This window comes from Reyranella sp. (assembly GCF_965228225.1).
In the GTDB taxonomy this organism is placed as follows: domain Bacteria; phylum Pseudomonadota; class Alphaproteobacteria; order Reyranellales; family Reyranellaceae; genus Reyranella.
The window spans coordinates 3,394,149-3,409,914 of sequence record NZ_OZ245801.1; the positions used below are offsets into that span (position 1 = coordinate 3,394,149).

General features: G+C 67.8%; 14 protein-coding genes. 3 read left to right on the plus strand and 11 right to left on the minus strand.

Features of this window, described 5'->3' with window-relative positions; all coding sequences use genetic code 11:
- Positions 1-29: 29 nt before the first annotated feature.
- Positions 30-569: a chlorite dismutase family protein gene (locus ACO07K_RS16450; protein ID WP_422029637.1), complete on the plus strand. Its 540-nt coding sequence runs from the start codon at positions 30-32 to the stop codon at positions 567-569.
- Between the two features lie 14 nt (positions 570-583).
- On the opposite strand, the gene ACO07K_RS16455 is transcribed toward ACO07K_RS16450, so the two are convergent.
- Both ACO07K_RS16455 and ACO07K_RS16460 read right to left on the minus strand, forming a co-directional pair.
- The gene (locus ACO07K_RS16455; RefSeq protein WP_422029639.1) at positions 584-1,645 is read right to left on the minus strand and encodes a M48 family metallopeptidase; all 1,062 of its coding nucleotides are present in this window, start codon (positions 1,643-1,645) and stop codon (positions 584-586) included.
- Positions 1,646-1,647: 2 nt separating this feature from the next.
- Positions 1,648-2,862, minus strand: a complete 1,215-nt coding sequence (locus ACO07K_RS16460) for a YjgN family protein (RefSeq protein WP_422029641.1) — start codon at positions 2,860-2,862, stop codon at positions 1,648-1,650.
- A gap of 104 nt (positions 2,863-2,966) precedes the next feature.
- Here ACO07K_RS16460 and ACO07K_RS16465 point away from each other — a divergent pair, with 104 nt between their 5' ends.
- Positions 2,967-4,946, plus strand: a complete 1,980-nt coding sequence (locus ACO07K_RS16465; RefSeq protein ID WP_422029643.1) for a methylmalonyl-CoA mutase family protein — start codon at positions 2,967-2,969, stop codon at positions 4,944-4,946.
- Positions 4,947-5,008: 62 nt separating this feature from the next.
- Here the strand turns inward: ACO07K_RS16465 and folB are convergent, their stop codons facing one another.
- Genes folB through ACO07K_RS16495 form a run of 6 tightly spaced genes read right to left on the minus strand, consistent with a single transcriptional unit; the run spans position 5,009 to position 11,836 of the window.
- Positions 5,009-5,392, minus strand: coding sequence for a dihydroneopterin aldolase (gene folB / locus ACO07K_RS16470; RefSeq protein ID WP_422029645.1), 384 nt, complete (start codon positions 5,390-5,392; stop codon positions 5,009-5,011).
- Positions 5,393-5,397: 5 nt separating this feature from the next.
- Positions 5,398-7,749 carry a 5-methyltetrahydropteroyltriglutamate--homocysteine S-methyltransferase gene (metE, locus tag ACO07K_RS16475; RefSeq protein ID WP_422036668.1) on the minus strand — a complete coding sequence of 784 codons (2,352 nt, stop codon included), beginning with the start codon at positions 7,747-7,749 and terminating at the stop codon, positions 5,398-5,400.
- A 9-nt stretch (positions 7,750-7,758) separates the two neighbouring features.
- On the minus strand, positions 7,759-8,697 hold the full coding sequence (gene prpB, locus ACO07K_RS16480) for a methylisocitrate lyase (RefSeq protein ID WP_422029647.1): 939 nt from the start codon (positions 8,695-8,697) through the stop codon (positions 7,759-7,761).
- Positions 8,698-8,702: 5 nt separating this feature from the next.
- The gene (gene prpC / locus ACO07K_RS16485) at positions 8,703-9,881 is read right to left on the minus strand and encodes a bifunctional 2-methylcitrate synthase/citrate synthase (RefSeq protein ID WP_422029649.1); all 1,179 of its coding nucleotides are present in this window, start codon (positions 9,879-9,881) and stop codon (positions 8,703-8,705) included.
- A gap of 12 nt (positions 9,882-9,893) precedes the next feature.
- Complete coding sequence (locus tag ACO07K_RS16490; protein WP_422029651.1) at positions 9,894-11,414, minus strand: MmgE/PrpD family protein; 1,521 nt, start codon at positions 11,412-11,414, stop codon at positions 9,894-9,896.
- Positions 11,411-11,836, minus strand: coding sequence for an acyl-CoA thioesterase (locus ACO07K_RS16495; RefSeq protein WP_422029653.1), 426 nt, complete (start codon positions 11,834-11,836; stop codon positions 11,411-11,413). The genes ACO07K_RS16490 and ACO07K_RS16495 overlap by 4 nt, the downstream gene beginning before the upstream one ends.
- A 138-nt stretch (positions 11,837-11,974) precedes the next feature.
- Here ACO07K_RS16495 and ACO07K_RS16500 point away from each other — a divergent pair, with 138 nt between their 5' ends.
- On the plus strand, positions 11,975-13,390 hold the full coding sequence (locus ACO07K_RS16500; RefSeq protein ID WP_422029655.1) for a short-chain fatty acyl-CoA regulator family protein: 1,416 nt from the start codon (positions 11,975-11,977) through the stop codon (positions 13,388-13,390).
- A gap of 8 nt (positions 13,391-13,398) precedes the next feature.
- Here ACO07K_RS16500 and nikR read toward each other — a convergent pair whose 3' ends face one another.
- From nikR to ACO07K_RS16515, 3 genes are read right to left on the minus strand one after another with little or no spacing between them, the layout of a single operon-like run.
- Positions 13,399-13,875 (minus strand): nickel-responsive transcriptional regulator NikR, encoded by a 477-nt coding sequence (gene nikR, locus ACO07K_RS16505; RefSeq protein WP_422029657.1) that lies wholly within the window; start codon positions 13,873-13,875, stop codon positions 13,399-13,401.
- A 46-nt stretch (positions 13,876-13,921) separates the two neighbouring features.
- Entirely contained in the window at positions 13,922-15,307 is a 1,386-nt protein-coding gene (locus tag ACO07K_RS16510) for a PepSY-associated TM helix domain-containing protein (RefSeq protein ID WP_422029659.1), read from the minus strand.
- A 38-nt stretch (positions 15,308-15,345) separates the two neighbouring features.
- The gene (locus tag ACO07K_RS16515; protein ID WP_422012007.1) at positions 15,346-15,762 is read right to left on the minus strand and encodes an ExbD/TolR family protein; all 417 of its coding nucleotides are present in this window, start codon (positions 15,760-15,762) and stop codon (positions 15,346-15,348) included.
- Positions 15,763-15,766 lie beyond the last annotated feature (4 nt).

Here is a 15,766-nt window from a genome sequence, read left to right on the forward strand (position 1 = left end):
CCCGGCGTGCGTCTTGCTAGGATGGCCCCATGCCGCCGCCCTTCACCGTCACCTTTTCCGCCGGCGACGCCGGTCCCTGGCGCATCGAGCGTCTGTCCGCCGTTTCAGGTCCCGGCCTTGCCGCTGCAACGCATCTCGCGATGACCGACAGTCCCGGCGCCGCGTGGCGGCTGCGCGGTGTCGTCAGCCATCCGCGCTATTCGACGGCGGCCGAACTGAAGGTGCTGGCCGGCATACAGGCCGGGCTCGGCCGCAGCGAGGCCATGTGCGCGGCGCTGATTCCGATCCGCAAGTCCGAAGCCTGGTGGTCGATGGCCCAGGACGAACGCCGTGCGATCTTCGAGGACAGGTCGCGCCACATCGCCCTGTCGATGAAATACCTGCCGGCGGTGGCACGCCGCCTCCACCACGCACGCGATCTCGGCGAGCCCTTCGACTTCCTCACCTGGTTCGAGTTCGCGCCCGAGCACGAGGCGGCGTTCGACGCCCTCCTGATCGAATTGCGTGCGAGCGAGGAATGGAAGTACGTGGAGCGCGAAGTGGAAATTCGGCTGACCCGAACCGGCTGAGCGCGAACGACCTGCTACTTGCAGACGTTTCGGAGCGCCTGCCATTCGCCGGCGCTGAAGGCCGGGCGCCCGGTCGGCGGACGCTTGGTCGCCTCGATGCGCTCCCGCGTAGGCGGGTGGCTCGACCAGATGCCCGCGGCACTGGCGGCATCCGACGGCTCCTTCTCGAGCATCTGTTCGAAGAAGGTCGAGACCCCGTCGGCCCGCAGGCCGCGCTGTTCGAGCAGGCGCACGCCGGTGGCGTCGGCCTCGCGCTCGAAGGCCCGGCCGTTGCGCATCGCCAGCAGCGCGCCGCCGCCGGTGCCGAACGTGCTCAGTATGTCGGAATAGCCGCCGGTCAAGACCTTGAACAGAAGGTCGATTCCGTAGGCGCGCGCCACGCCCTTGATCGGATGGTCGTGCACGACATGGCCGATTTCGTGCGCCAGCACGCCGGCGACCTGCGAGCTGTCTTTGGCCTGGGTGATCAGGTCCGAATAGAAGACGAGGATCGAGCCCGGCAGGGTGAAGGCATTGACCGGCCCGCCCTCGACGATGTGGACCGTGACCTCGTGGCTGTAGCCGGCCTCCCGGGCGAGATCGTTGGCTAGCCGGTTGATCGCCGTGAGGCCCGCGCGGCCCTGGCAGGTGTCCTTGTCCGCCAGCAGCTCGTCCAGCACCGTCTCGCCCAGTTTGGCCTGCAGCGTGTAGGGCAGCAGCGGCACGGCATATTCGGTGCCGTATTCTATCGCGCTCCAGAACAGGCCGACCAGCGCGACGATCGCCAGCGAATAGGCGCCGAGGCGCGGCGCAACCTTCACCGGTTCGAGCGCCAGCGGCTTCAGCGCCGGCACCAGCGAGACGAGCTGCGCCCGCCAGGCCGGATCCTCGACCACCAGCCGCGCCTCGCTGCCGGGCAGAGCGAGCGGCGGCACGGCCTCATGGTGCGAATCGCCCAGCACGACCATATCGGAGATCGGCCAGCGCGCCACGACGCCGGAGCCCTCCGAACGATTGATGAGCAGCTCGTGGCTGGTGACCTTCAAGGTCACGTCCTGCACGTCGGCGGTGACGCCGTCGTAATAGCGGGCGGCCATCGTCAGACCCCGCTCACGTCGAACATGTCGAGCAGGCCCTCGCCATAGCCCGGGCCGCGATCGGCCGGCTGCCGAATCTGGCTGCCCTGGGGCGCGCCGTAGATCCAGAGCTGGCCCGCGATCAGCTTCATCGTGCGATGCATCACCCACGGCCAGCCGAGACCCAGGGTCAGCAGCACGATCAGGTAGTTCAGTACCAGGAACCCCCACATCTGCCAGGTCGAGATGGCGGTGGCGAACAGCACGTTGTCGGCACGGCTGTGGGTCACGAGGTAGCGCAGCAGGTAGGCTTGCCACCAGCAGCGCAGCGGCAGGATGAGCAGGCCGAACAGGAGGTAGGCGGCGAAGGCGACGAGGAGCAGGACGACGACGGTGTGCAGGCTGGGATGGGCGAACAGCTTCAGGAAGTCTTCGGAGGAGACGCCCAGACTCTGCAACGTGCCGCCGATGGCCATGAAGGTCGCGATGCCCGCGACGACCCAGGCCACGATGTTCAGGAAGTAGTAGCCGAGATAGCGGCCGTAGATGTCGCCCGCGCGTCCCGCAAAGGTGAATCCCTGGGTGCCGACCCGCGTGTTGACGATGCGCGGGCGTGCCAGGTTCACCGACACGACCGGCGTCAGCAGGTAGCCGGTCATGGCGTTGGCGAACTGCAGGAAGGTCGCGGTGGCGCCGTAGGCCCAGGCTGAGCCCGCCATGCCGCAGCGGATGCCGCGCCAGCGCGTGCGCGAGAGCTTGTAGCGCAGGCCGGCATAGTGGCCGACATAGGCCAGTGGAAAGCCGATCAGCACGACCGACAGCGAGAACAGATCGAACAGGCCGAAGGTGGCGAACGGCTTCTCGTGGAAGACGTACAGCCACACCAGGTACATGAGGCCTGACCAGGCGGCGACCACCAGCAGCGCCAGCAGGAAGCCGATCAGCAGCTCGCGACCGCGGCCGCGATACTCGAACCGGTCGCCCAGCACCGAGAGATGGTTCCAGACATAGCGCCGGATGCGGGTGCGGCCCCAGAAGCGCGACCAGCCCAGGGTCACCAGCATCATCGCGAGATGGCGCAGGTAGATGGCGTAGAGTTCGCCCAGCTTGCCGTCATAGACCGGCTGGCTCGGCGTCAGGTCGGGGCTCCACGGCGTGCCAGGGGCAGCGGTCGAACTCGAACTTGCCGCCGGCGCCGGGCCGGCCGCCTGACTCCAGGGGGAAGAAGCGTCGCTCAAGTCCCCTCTTTCCCCTTCCGCCGCAATGCAAAATCTTGGATGCTGCGACGCAGCATGATCTGGTGTACCCAAGTTTACGTCAACAGCACTGCGAACCGCCACAAATGACAATCCCGAACCGCGACAAGCCCTGGCTCATTCGCACCTATGCCGGCCACTCCACGGCCGAGAAGTCGAACGAGCTTTACCGCACCAACCTCGCACGCGGCCAGACCGGCCTCAGCGTCGCCTTCGATCTGCCGACGCAGACCGGCTACGACAGCGACCATGTGCTGGCCAAGGGCGAGGTCGGCAAGGTGGGCGTGCCGATTTCTCATCTCGGCGACATGCGCACCCTGTTCGACGGTATTCCGCTCGACCGCATGAACACGTCGATGACCATCAACGCGCCGGCGGCCTGGCTGCTCTCGCTGTACATCGCGACCGCCGAGGCACAGGGCGTGGAGCGCTCGAAGCTGCAGGGCACGACACAGAACGACATCATCAAGGAATATCTCTCGCGCGGGACCTACATCTTCCCGCCCGAGCCGTCGCTGCGCCTGACGGCCGACACGATCGGCTTCACCTATCGCGAGGTTCCCAAGTGGAACCCGATGAACGTCTGCAGCTATCACCTGCAGGAGGCCGGCGCGACGCCGGTGCAGGAGCTGGCCTTCGCGCTGGTCAACGCCATCGCCGTGCTCGACGCGGTGAAGGCGCGCGGCCAGGTGCCCGACGCCGACTTCCCCAAGGTGGTGGGCCGCATCTCCTTCTTCGTGAATGCCGGCATCCGTTTCATCACCGAGATGTGCAAGATGCGGGCGTTCGCGGAGATGTGGGAAGACATCACGCTGAATCGCTACGGCATCGCCGATCCCAAGCAGCGCCTGTTCCGTTACGGCGTCCAGGTGAACTCGCTGGGCCTCACCGAGCAGCAGCCCGAGAACAACGTCTATCGCATCCTGCTCGAGATGTTGGCCGTGGTGATGAGCAAGAACGCGCGCGCGCGTTCGGTGCAGCTCCCCGCCTGGAACGAGGCGCTCGGCCTGCCGCGGCCGTGGGACCAGCAATGGTCGCTGCGCCTGCAGCAGATCGTGGCCTTCGAGACCGACCTGCTCGAATACGGCGACATCTTCGACGGCAGCAAGGAGATCGCGGCCCGGGTCGAGGCGCTGAAGCAGGAGGCGCTGGCCGAGATGGGCCGCATCGCCGACATGGGTGGCGCCGTGGCGGCCATCGAGGCGGCCTACATGAAGCAGCGCCTGGTCGAATCCAACCTGAAGCGGCTCGCCGCCATCGAATCAGGCGAGCAGACCGTGGTCGGCGTCAACGCCTACACCGAGGGCGCGCCGTCGCCGCTCGGCGGCGGCCAGGAATCGATCATGACGGTCGACGATTCGGTCGAGCGCGGCCAGATCGAGCGGCTGAACGCCTGGCGGGCGACGCGCGACGGCGCGGCGGTGAAGGCCGCGCTCGCCGAGCTGGTCGCCGCGACCAAGGAAGACCGCAACGTCATGCCGGCGTCGATCGACTGCGCCAAGGCCGGCGTCACCACCGGCGAATGGACCGAGGCGCTGCGCGGCGTGTTCGGCGAATATCGCGCTCCCACCGGCGTGGCGCGCGCCGCGGGCGTCACCGACGGCCGCCTCGAAGTGACGCGCCGCGAGGTCGATGCGGTCTCGCGCCGCCTCGGTCGCCGCATCAAGATGCTGGTCGGCAAGCCCGGTCTCGACGGCCATTCCAACGGCGCCGAGCAGATCGCCGTGCGTGCCCGCGACTGCGGCATGGAAGTCGTCTACGAGGGCATCCGCCTCACCCCCGAGCGCATCGTCAACGCCGCGCTGGAAGAGAGCGTGCACGTCGTGGGTCTGTCGATTCTGTCGGGCGGCCATGTCTCGCTGGTCGGCGATGTGCTGAAGGGCCTGCGCGAGGCCGGCATCGGCGACGTGCCGGTCGTCGTCGGCGGCATCATCCCGCCCGCCGATGCCGAAGCCCTGATCGCGGCGGGCGTGGCCCGCGTCTATACGCCGAAGGACTTCGACCTTACGCAGATCATGCGCGACGTGGTGGCTGTGGTTGATAACGCGTGGAAGGAAGCGGCTTGAAAACAGCGCGTCGCCCGTAGCGGAGTGCCGCAGGCGGGGCTTCGTTCAGGGCGACGGATTTCCTAGCGGCGGACCGAGCGCCGCCGCATCAGCGAAACGCCGACATCGGCGAACTTGCCGCGCAACGGCGCCTCGGGCTTGTGGATCGTGATGCGGACCGCGTCGATCGGCTGGAAGCGCCGCAGCAGCGCGTCCACGATGGCAAGCGCCAGCGCCTCGACCAGGCTCTTGTGCGGACCGCCGGCGACCTCGACGATCGTGTCGAGGATCGCGCCGTAGCAGACGGCCCGCCGGTAGTCGTCGCTGCGGCCGTAGTCATCGGTCTCCAGCCAGACCTCGGCGTCGATCACGAAGCGCTGCGGCCGTGTCCTCTCCTCCGCAAGCACGCCGTGGCACGCGCTGACTTCGATGCCCCGGAGGAAGATGCAGTCGCCGGCGTGCGACATGAGACTCAGGCCGTCGCGCGCAGTCTCTTCGCGGCCTCGACCATGTTGACCAACGCAGGCTTCACCTCTTCCCAGCGGCGGGTCTTCAGGCCGCAGTCGGGATTGACCCAGATCTGGTCCGCCGACAGCCGTTCCTTTGCCTTTACGAGGAGCTCCGCCATCTCCTCGACCGGCGGCAGGCGCGGCGCGTGGATGTCGTACACGCCCGGTCCGATCTCGTTGGGATAGCGGTAGCTCGTGAAGGCCTCGAGCAGCTCCATCTTCGAGCGCGCCGTCTCGATCGAGATGACGTCGGCATCCATGGCGCCGATCGAAGCGATGATGTCGTTGAACTCGGAGTAGCACATGTGGGTGTGGATCTGCGTCCCGTCGGCAACGCCCGACGCGGAGAGGCGGAAGCACTCGACCGCCCAGTCGAGGTAGGCTTTCCACTCGGCCTTGCACAGCGGCAGGCCCTCGCGGATGGCCGGCTCGTCGATCTGGATCACACGGATGCCGGCGGCTTCGAGATCGACGACTTCATCGCGCAGGGCCAGCGCGATCTGCCGACAGGTCTCCAAGCGCGGGATGTCGTCGCGCACGAACGACCATTGCAGCATCGTCACCGGGCCGGTGAGCATGCCTTTCATCGGCTTCTGCGTCAGGGACTGGGCATAGCTCGACCACCCGACCGTCATTGGCTCCGGGCGGGAAACGTCACCGAAGATGATCGGCGGCCGGACATAGCGCGAGCCGTAGCTCTGCACCCAGCCATGTTTGGTGAAGGCGTATCCGGCGAGCTGTTCGCCGAAATACTGCACCATGTCGTTGCGCTCGAACTCGCCATGGACCAGCACGTCGATGCCGATCTCTTCCTGCCAGCGCACGGCGGTCTCGGTCTCGCGGCGTAGGAACGCCTGGTACTCACCGTCACTGAGCGCGCCCTTGGCATGGGCCGAGCGCGCCTTGCGCACGGCCTCCGTCTGCGGAAAGGAACCGATGGTCGTCGTCGGGAAGGCCGGCAGGTCGAGTTGCTGGCGCTGCAGCGCGCGACGTGCCTCGAACGCCCCCTGCCGATGCGACATTGTTGGCGTGACCGCGGCCAGGCGCATCCGCACGGCCGGATCGTGGATCTTCGTGGAGACCCGGCGCGCCCCGGCGGCCCAGCTCGACGCGACCAGCGCATCCTGGACGGCATCGCGGCCCTCGTTGAGCGCGCGCCCCAGGATCGAGAGTTCGTCGACCTTCTGGGCGGCGAAGGCCAGCCAGCTCCTGAGATCCTCGTCCAGACCGTCTTCCTGCGCGAGGTCGACGGGCACGTGCAGCAGCGAACAGGAGGGTGCGAGAACGATCCCGTCGGTGCCCCGCCGCCTGATCGCCGCTTCGCTCCGGGCCAGCAGCGGTTCTAGATCGGCACGCCAGACGTTGCGCCCGTCGATCAGGCCGAGCGACAGGACGAGGTCCTTCGGAGCGCCGTCGAGCACGGGCGCGAGCTGCTCCGGCGCCCGCACCAGATCGACATGCAGCCCCGCGACCGGCAGCTTCAGGGCCACGGCCAGATTGTCGCCCAGCGCGCCGAAATAGGTCGCGAGCATCAGCTTCAGGCCGGGCACCTCGGAGGCCAGGGTTGCGTAGGTCGTTTCGAAGGCCGCCCGCGTCGCGTCGTCGATGTCGAGGACCAGCGCCGGTTCATCCATCTGGACCCAATCGGCGCCGGCGCTCCAGAGCCGGCGCAGCACTTCGACATAGACCGGCAGGAGGTTGCGCAGCAGCGCCAGCGGATGGAGCGACGGGTCCTTGCTCTTGCCCAGCAGCAGGTAGGTGACGGGCCCGATCAGCACCGGACGTGTATGGATGCCGAGCTGCCTGGCTTCGAGGAACTCGTCGACCGGCTTGGTCGATCCCAGGCTGAACGTCTGGCCGCGCCCGAACTCGGGCACCATGTAGTGATAGTTCGTGTCGAACCACTTGGTCATTTCCATCGCGGGCAGGCCGTGCACCGCCGACCGATGACCGTGGGCCGCGCAGGCACCGTCGATCGCGCCCCGGCTGCCCCGCGCCATCGCGAAATAGGTCTGGAGCGGCACGGGGCCACCCTTCCAGCCATAGATTTCCGGAATGGCGCCGACCATCACGCTGGTGTCGAGCACGTGGTCGTAGAGGGAAAAGTCGTTGCTCGGGATGTGATCGACGCAAGCCGCCTTCTGCCGCTTCCAGGCCGCGGCCCGCAGCGACGCGGCGCTGTCCAGCAACGCCGCCTCCGTCGTCTTGCCCGACCAATGGCTTTCCAGTGCCCGCTTCAGTTCACGGCGGGGGCCGATGCGGGGAAATCCAAGCGTGCTGACGAGAACGGACATTCGAGTACTCCTTTGGGGGATCAGGCGCGTTCAACCGTTCGGATCGAGCGCGTTGCGGCCGTGCGCGGAAGGCAGGACGGTCTGGACGATCGAGGCGTCCAGCGCCTCGTAAGCCGCGAGGTCGATGGCGGCGTAGAGTTCGGCGCGGGTCTGCATGTCGCCCAGGGACGCCTCTGTGCCGCCGTCGCGGCGGATAGTGGCGTACAGCCGCTCCTGCGCCTTGTTGGCGACGCGCAGCGAGGACACCGGCCATATGACCATCGCGTAGCCCATCGCCTCGAATTCGGCGGCGGTGAAGAACGGCGTGCGACCGAACTCCGTCATGTTCGCCAGCAGCTTCACGCCCGGCAGCGCCCTGGCGAAATCGCGGAACATGTCGGCCGTGGTCAGCGCCTCGGGGAAAATCGCGTCGGCGCCGGCCTCGATGTAGAGCCTGGCGCGGGCGACGGCGCCCTCCATCCCTTCGCTGGCATAGGCGTCGGTGCGCGCGATCACCTGGAGATGCCGCCGGGCCTTTGCCGCTGCCGCGACCTTGGCCGCCATGTCGTACGGGCCGGCGAGCTTCTTGTCGTTGAGATGCCCACACTTCTTGGGCAGCAACTGGTCCTCGATGTGAACCGCCGCTGCGCCCGCCTCTTCGAACGCCCGCACCATGTGCATGACGTTCAGTGCCTCGCCGTAGCCGGTGTCGCCGTCGACCAGCACCGGCAGGCCGCTGGCCCGCGCAACCTGGCGAATGAAGAAGCAGACGTCCTCCACGGTGATGATGCCGAGATCCGGCAGGCCCATCGACGCGGTCATGGCCGCACCCGAGAGATAGAGCGCCTCGAATCCGGCGGCTTTCGCCTGCAGCGCGGCCATGCCGTTATGGGCGCCGGGCATCCGGAGGATCGCTGGCCGGTCGAGCAGAGCGCGAAAGCGAGGGCCCGCCGGATCGGACGGCAGATCCCTGGCGAGGAGATAAGGCATGGCGTTCAGGCCGCGCGCGCGGGCGCTTGCTTGCCGCGCTGGACGAGCGGCACGAAGGCACGGTTCTCCGGTCCCGTATAGTGCGCCGCCGGACGAATGATCTTGTTGTCGATGCGCTGCTCGATGATGTGCGCGCACCAGCCCGAGGTCCGCGCGATCACGAACAGCGGCGTGAACATCGCCGTGGGCACGCCCATCAGGTGGTAGGAGACGGCGCTGAACCAGTCGAGGTTGGCGAACATCTTCTTGGTCTCGCCCATCACCGCCTCGATGCGATCTGCGATGTCGAACATGCGGCTGCTGCCGGCTTCGTCGCCGAGCTGCCGGGCGACCCGCTTGATCACTTCGTTGCGCGGGTCGGCGATCGTGTAGACCGGATGGCCGAAGCCGATCACAACCTCCCGCGCCGCCACACGCCGCCGGATATCGGCCTCGGCCGCGTCGGGATCCTCGTAGCGCTGCTGGATCTCGAAGGCGACCTCGTTGGCGCCGCCATGCTTGGGACCCCGCAGCGCACCGATCGCACCGGTCACCGCGGAATAGATGTCGGCGCCGGTGCCGGCGATCGAGCGCGCGGTGAAGGTCGAGGCGTTGAACTCGTGCTCGGCATAGAGGATCAGCGACGTGTCCATGGCCCGGACATGGCTCGCACTCGGCGCCTGACCGTGAAGCAGGTGCAGGAAGTGCGCGGCGATGCCGTCATCGTCGGTCTCGACATCCACGCTGCGGCCGTTGTGGGCATAGTGATGCCAGTAGAGCAGCATCGAGCCCAGCGAGGCCATCAGCCGGTCGGCAATGTCGCGGGCGCCGGGATGATTGTGATCGGCCGCCTCGGGCAGCACGCAGCCCAGCGCCGACACGCCCGAGCGCATCACGTCCATCGGATGCGCCGCGGCGGGAATCGCTTCGAGCGTGCGCTTCACCGCTGCCGGCAGGCCGCGCAGCGAGCGCAGCTTGGCCTTGTAGGATGCGAGCTGAACCTCGGTCGGCAGGGTGCCGTGCACGAGCAAATGCGCAATCTCCTCGAAGGTGCAGCGCTCGGCGATGTCGAGAATGTCGTAACCGCGATAATGCAGGTCGTTGCCGCTGCGGCCGACGGTGCAGAGCGCGGTCGAGCCGGCTTCGACGCCGGACAGGGCGACGGATTTCTTGGGCGCAGGTTTGACCGGGATCGAACTGGACATGGTGCTCCTCCTCTATTCAGCGGCGTCGAAGATCCCGCGCGCAGCGGGGGCCTGGAGCTGGTCGGGGTTGACGACGAAGTTGAGCTGGCACAGCTCATCGGCCCTGAGCCCCGGCAGGCGCTCCACCGTTTCGAGGAAGCGCTTCTGCTCGGCCTCGGCCACGATCCCGTCGGCCAGGGTGCGGAACTTCGCGACATAGTCGGGCCGGCGCCACGGACGGGCCCCCAGTGGATGGGCGTCGGCGACCGCGATCTCGTCGGAGATCACGCGGCCATCGTCGAGCGTCACCGTCACATGGCCGCCGAACGCCTTCCGCGCCGGATCGGCCGAGTGATAGCGCTCTGTCCACTCGGGGCCTTCGATCGTGCTGATCTTGCGCCACAGCGCCACCGTGTCGGGCCGCGCCGCGCGCTCGGGCGCGTAGGAGCGCTCGTGATGCCAGCCGCCGTCCTGCAGGGCGACGGCGAAGATGTACATGATCGAATGGTCGAGGGTTTCGCGGCTGGCCGTCGGATCCATCTTCTGCGGATCGTTGGCGCCGGTGCCGATCACGTGGTGCGTGTGATGGCTGGTGCGGATGACGATGCTGCGGATCTTCGAGAGATCGCCGATCTTCGGCCCCATGCGCCGCGCCAGATCGATGAGCGCCTGGCTCTGGTACTCGGCCGAATGCTCCTTGGTGTAGGTGTCGAGGATCGCGCGCTTGGCCTCGCCCCTCTCGGGCAACGGCACGACATACTCCGCCTTCGGACCGCCGAGCAGCCAGGCGATGAAGCCGTCCTCGCCCTCGTAGGCGGGCGACGGCGCACCCTCCCCGCGCATCGCCCGGTCGACGGCCTCGACCGCCATCTTGCCCGCGAAGGCCGGCGCATAGGCCTTCCAGCTCGAAATCTCGCCCTTGCGCGACTGGCGCGTCGTGGTCGTGACATGCAGCGCCTGCTGCACCGCCTGATAGACGATCTCCGCCGGCAGGCCGAGCGCCGCGCCGATGCCGGCAGCGGCCGAGGGGCCAAGATGGGCGATGTGATCGATCTTGTGCTCGTGCAGGCAGATACCCTTCACGAGATCGACCTGGATTTCGTAGGCAGCGGCCAGGCCGCGCACGAGGGCGCCGCCGTTCAGGCCGCAATGCTGCGCCACGGCGAGCACGGGTGGGATGTTGTCGCCGGGATGGGAATAGTCCGCGGCCAGGAACGTGTCGTGATAGTCGAGTTCGCGCACCGCGACACCGTTGGCCCAGGCCGCCCACTCCGGCGAAACGCGGCGCGACGGAAAGCTCGACAGGCCGAACAGGGCCGCCCCCGGCTTGCCGGAATGCGCTCTGGCCTGCGCCCGCGCGGTGACGATGGGCGCACGATTGAGCGAGGCCGCCGCGACGGCGGCATTGTCGATGATGCGGCTGCCGATCATTTCGACCACCTCATCCGCGATCGGCACCGGATCGACCGCGACCTCGGCGATCTTCCAGGCAAGCTGCTGCTCGCGCGGCAGCCGTTCGGCGGACTTGTAGGTGCGGACGCTGTGGAGCTTCACGATGCGGTTTCCTCTCTCGAAGGGATCGTCGCGGCGGCGGCGACATCGGTGGGCCGTCCGGCGGCATCGAGGGCCACCATCTCGAAGCTGCCGCGCATGGCCAGCGTCCGCTGTCCGCTCAACAGGGTCTCGGCAACCATCTCCACGACCACGGTCATCGAGGAGCGGCCCATGCGCACCACCTGCGCATAGAGCTCGACGACCTGGCCGACCTGCACCGGCAGGTGGAAATCGATCTTCTCGGACGAGGCCATGACGACGGCGCGGCGGGCGCGGCGGCTGGCGGCGACGAAGGCCGCCTTGCCCATGAGACTGAGGGCCGTACCGCCGAACAGCGTGCCGTAATGGTTGGACTGCTCGGGGAAGACCATTTCCAGAAAGCGAGTCTCTTCAGGCGGCTGGTTCGAGATGGCGCCCTCCATGGGCAGGCTCCGGCGGTTGCAATCCAGTGTGGCATCCGCAATATCTGCAACACAGGGCGCCACGGGTATTGCTGAATTGGCAATGTTTTGCGGATGGTACTCACCCCAATTGCGAAGTTTGCAAACAGGACGGCGACGATGCGTAAGACCTTCATGGGCGTACGACTGCGGGCGCTGCGCGAGGAGCGACGCATGACGCAGGCGGCCCTTGCCGACGCGCTTGGCCTGTCGACCAGCTATCTCAGCCAGCTCGAGAAGAATCAGCGCCCGCTCACCGTGCCGGTGCTGCTTAAGATCAATTCGGTGTTCGGCATCGACGTGCAGCTCTTCTCGGACAATGACGAGGCACGGCTGATCTCGGATCTGCGCGACGCGCTGTCCGAGGCGCAGCCCGGAGAAGCCGTGCCATTGGCGGAGATCCGCGAGCTGGCAGCCGGCATGCCCGCGATCGGACAGGCGCTGGTCAATCTCCACCGCCGCTACCGCAGCGAAGCCGAACGCGCCGACGCGATGGCCACCCGCCTCGGCGACGAGCGGCCGGAATCACAGTCGACGCCGATGCCTTTCGAGCAGGTGCGCGACTTCTTCTATGCGCGACACAATCACGTCGCCGAACTCGATGACGCGGCCGAGCGTCTTTACGAAACGGCCGGCCTCTCCGTCGGCAATCTCAACACCGGACTGATCGACTACATGTCACACCGCCACGGGGTGCGTGTTGCCCGTGACTCGGGCGACGAGCCGTCGGGCGTGCAGCGCCGCTACGACAAGGCAGCGCGCGTGCTGCATCTCTCGCCCCATCTCCGACCGGGCCAGCACGCCTTCCAGATGGCGACCCAGCTCGCCTTCCTCGAAGTCGACGAGCTGCTGCGCCGTCTGGTCGACGAGGCCGCCTTCGAGGGGAACGAGGCGCGCGCCCTCGCCCGCATCGGCCTTGCGAACTACTTCGCCGGTGCGCTGCTGCTGCCCTACGGCCCGTTCCTGCAGGCCGCCGAGACGGTGCGCTACGACATCGAGCGGCTCGGCCGCTGGTTCGGCGTCGGCTACGAGACGATCTGCCACCGGCTCAGCACCTTGCAGCGTCCGTCGGCGCGCGGCGTGCCGTTCTTCTTCGTGCGGGTCGACCGGGCCGGCAACATCTCCAAGCGCCAGTCGGCGACCGACTTCCACTTTTCGCGCGTCGGCGGCTCATGCCCGCTGTGGAACGTGCACGAGGCCTTCGCCCATCCCGGCCGCATCCTGACGCAGCTCGCACAGATGCCCGACGGTCGCACCTATTTGTGGATCGCCCGCACGGTGCAGCGCGGCCATGGCGAGTACGGCGCGCCCGGCAAGAGCTTCTCGATCGGCCTGGGCTGCGATCTGCGGCATGCCGCGCGACTCGTCTATTCGAAGGGGCTCGATCTCGGCGATGCCGCCAGTGCCACGCCGATCGGTGCCGGCTGCCGCGTGTGCGAGCGGCCGTCCTGCCCACAACGCGCCTTTCCGCCGATCGGCCGCCCCCTCACCATCGACGAGAACCGCAGCCGCTTCGCGCCCTACCCGACGACGTAGGATAGACCCTAAGCGTGAATGTGGTCGTGGCCGCCACCGCCGCGGCCGCCGTGGCTGTGGCGCTTGTTGTCGAGTTCCGCCGGGACGAGATGAAGCTGGCCATGGCGCACGCCGCGCTGGCTCACCGTCTCGTCGGCCATCGCCCGCACCGCCTTGACCGGGCCTCGCAGCACCGACACTTCCAGGCAGGAATCGTGGTCGAGATGGACATGCAGGGTGGCCACCTGCAGATCGTGATGCTTGTGCTGGGCCTGGGTGAGCCTCCGGCCGAGGTCGCGCGTCTCGTGGTCGTAGACATAGGCGAGCGTGGCGATGCAGAAGCCCTCCTCCTTGCCCGCGGGACCGGCATCGAGCGCCTCGCGCGCCGCCGCGTCGCGCAGGATGTCGCGCAACGCCTCGGAACGGCTGGCATAGCGGTGCTTCTTCATGTGGCGGTCGAGCGTCGCCAGGAGTTCGTCGTCGACCGACAGGGTGACCCGTTGCATCTCAAACACCTCCGCTTCACGACGTATCGCACCGGAGGTCATGATATCAGGCGGGCTTCCCGCGACGTACCAGCAATCGCTCGAGACCGAGCAGCAGCAGGACCGAGGCGCCGAAGATCGGCAGCAGGAGGCACATCGCGGCCGCGGTGGCGATCAGCGCCCGCGGCCAGCGCAGCTCCATCTTGCGCGGAACGCCCAAGCTGCCCCGCGGCCGGCGCATCCACCACGAGGCGACGCCGGTGACGGTGAGCCAGACGAGCGACAGCGCGAAGGCCGTGTTCATCCAGAGATTCCACAGGCCGAAGTCGCCCTGATGGACGTGGATGCCGAAGCCGACCATCCGCGGGATCACCGGCTGGTCGGCGCGCAGCGCATCGCGGGTGAGCTCGCCCGTCTTCGGGTTGCCGAGGATCACGCGGTCGGCGGACGGCGGACCGTTGCGGTTGCTGATGTAGAGGGGCGCGCCCGGCCACGGCGCCAAACGCACGCTGAGCGCCTGACTGATGCCGCGGGCGCGCGCCTCGGCGACGAGATCGTCGATCGGCTTCTGCGCGGCCGCCATCTGTTGCGCCGACGCGCCGCCCGGCGAGAAGCCGGCGGTGCCCTTCTGATTGAGCGCCGTCTGGACTCTCGACAGGACCTCGCCGCCCCAGAAGGCGGTCCAGGGCAGGGCGCTGATCAGAAAGAAGAGGAACACCGCGGAGAAGAGGACGGCGACGATCGCATGCAGGTCGCGCACCGCCATGCGAGCGCCCCGGTCGAAGCGCGGCCGCAGGGCAGCGAAGAAGCCGCGCTGTCGCGGCCACCAGAGATAGAGGCCCGAGAGGATCATGAAGATCGCCCAGCCGTCGGCCAGTTCGAGCAGCCAGCTGCCCGGCTTGCCCAGCGGCCAGCCGCCATGCAGGGCTTTGGTGAGGCCCGGCAGCCACTGGCTTCCCGTCAACGAGCCCAGCACCCGCCCGCTATAGGGGTCGACGAAGATCGGATACGGCAGTCCGCTCTCGTTCAGCATCATCACCTGGGTGCTGCGGCGCGGATCGTCGGACAGGATGATCTCCTGCACCGGCGGGCCGCCCTGCTCCGTCATCGCGCCATGGTCGTGAGCGCCACCGCCGTGGCCATGGCCGCCGGTCACCTTGGCCGAGAATTCCTTCGGCGCCGCCTCGAGCGCTGCGGCAAGCTGTACACTGGGCGGCACCTGCGTCGCGCCCGGTTGGACGAAGCGCAGTTCGGGATGAGCCTGATCCATCCCCCATTCGGCCCAGAGATAGATCGTACCTGTCGTGCTTTGCCAGAGCACGAACGGGATCACGAGGAGCGCCGCCAGCAGGTGCCAGCGCCAGAGCCGCGCGTACAGGCGGCCGGCGGGCTGCTCCGCCGAGGGACCGGCGGAAGCGACGTGCTTCGTTGTACCCGCAACATAGTCGGACATGGTTCCTCACACGGGAATACGAGATGTGACGGCCGGGCTCAGCGCGCCGGTTCGCTGACGAAGGCGATCTTGGAGAGGCCGCCCTTGGAGGCGTCGGCCAGGGTCTCCGAGACGTAGCGATAGGGCACGGTGGCGTCGGCGCGGAGATAGACTTCCGGCTGCGGCCGCTTGCGGCCGGCCTCGACGAACTTCTCCATCGCCTCCTCGCGCGTCACCCGCTCGCCACCCCAGAACAGCGAGCCCTGGGCGTCGATCGCGAACTCGATCTTCTCGGGCTTCTGCAGGTCGGCGTTGGCCGTCGCCTTGGGCAGGTCGAGCTTCACCACGTTGGTGAGCAGCGGCGCCGTCACGATGAAGATGACCAGCAGCACCAGCACCACGTCGATCAGCGGCACCATGTTGATCTCGGCCATCGGCTGGGACGAGGTCTTGCGTTCGAAGCTTCCGAATGCCATTGCC

Coding starts and splice junctions, on each gene's coding strand:
- ACO07K_RS16450 (WP_422029637.1), top strand. CDS start 30: ATGCCGCCGCCCTTCACCGTCACCTTTTCCGCCGGCGACGCCGGTCCC.
- ACO07K_RS16455 (WP_422029639.1), bottom strand. CDS start 1,645: ATGGCCGCCCGCTATTACGACGGCGTCACCGCCGACGTGCAGGACGTG.
- ACO07K_RS16465 (WP_422029643.1), top strand. CDS start 2,967: ATGACAATCCCGAACCGCGACAAGCCCTGGCTCATTCGCACCTATGCC.
- folB (WP_422029645.1), bottom strand. CDS start 5,392: ATGTCGCACGCCGGCGACTGCATCTTCCTCCGGGGCATCGAAGTCAGC.
- prpB (WP_422029647.1), bottom strand. CDS start 8,697: ATGCCTTATCTCCTCGCCAGGGATCTGCCGTCCGATCCGGCGGGCCCT.
- prpC (WP_422029649.1), bottom strand. CDS start 9,881: ATGTCCAGTTCGATCCCGGTCAAACCTGCGCCCAAGAAATCCGTCGCC.
- ACO07K_RS16495 (WP_422029653.1), bottom strand. CDS start 11,836: ATGGAGGGCGCCATCTCGAACCAGCCGCCTGAAGAGACTCGCTTTCTG.
- ACO07K_RS16500 (WP_422029655.1), top strand. CDS start 11,975: ATGCGTAAGACCTTCATGGGCGTACGACTGCGGGCGCTGCGCGAGGAG.
- nikR (WP_422029657.1), bottom strand. CDS start 13,875: ATGCAACGGGTCACCCTGTCGGTCGACGACGAACTCCTGGCGACGCTC.
- ACO07K_RS16510 (WP_422029659.1), bottom strand. CDS start 15,307: ATGTCCGACTATGTTGCGGGTACAACGAAGCACGTCGCTTCCGCCGGT.
- ACO07K_RS16515 (WP_422012007.1), bottom strand. CDS start 15,762: ATGGCATTCGGAAGCTTCGAACGCAAGACCTCGTCCCAGCCGATGGCC.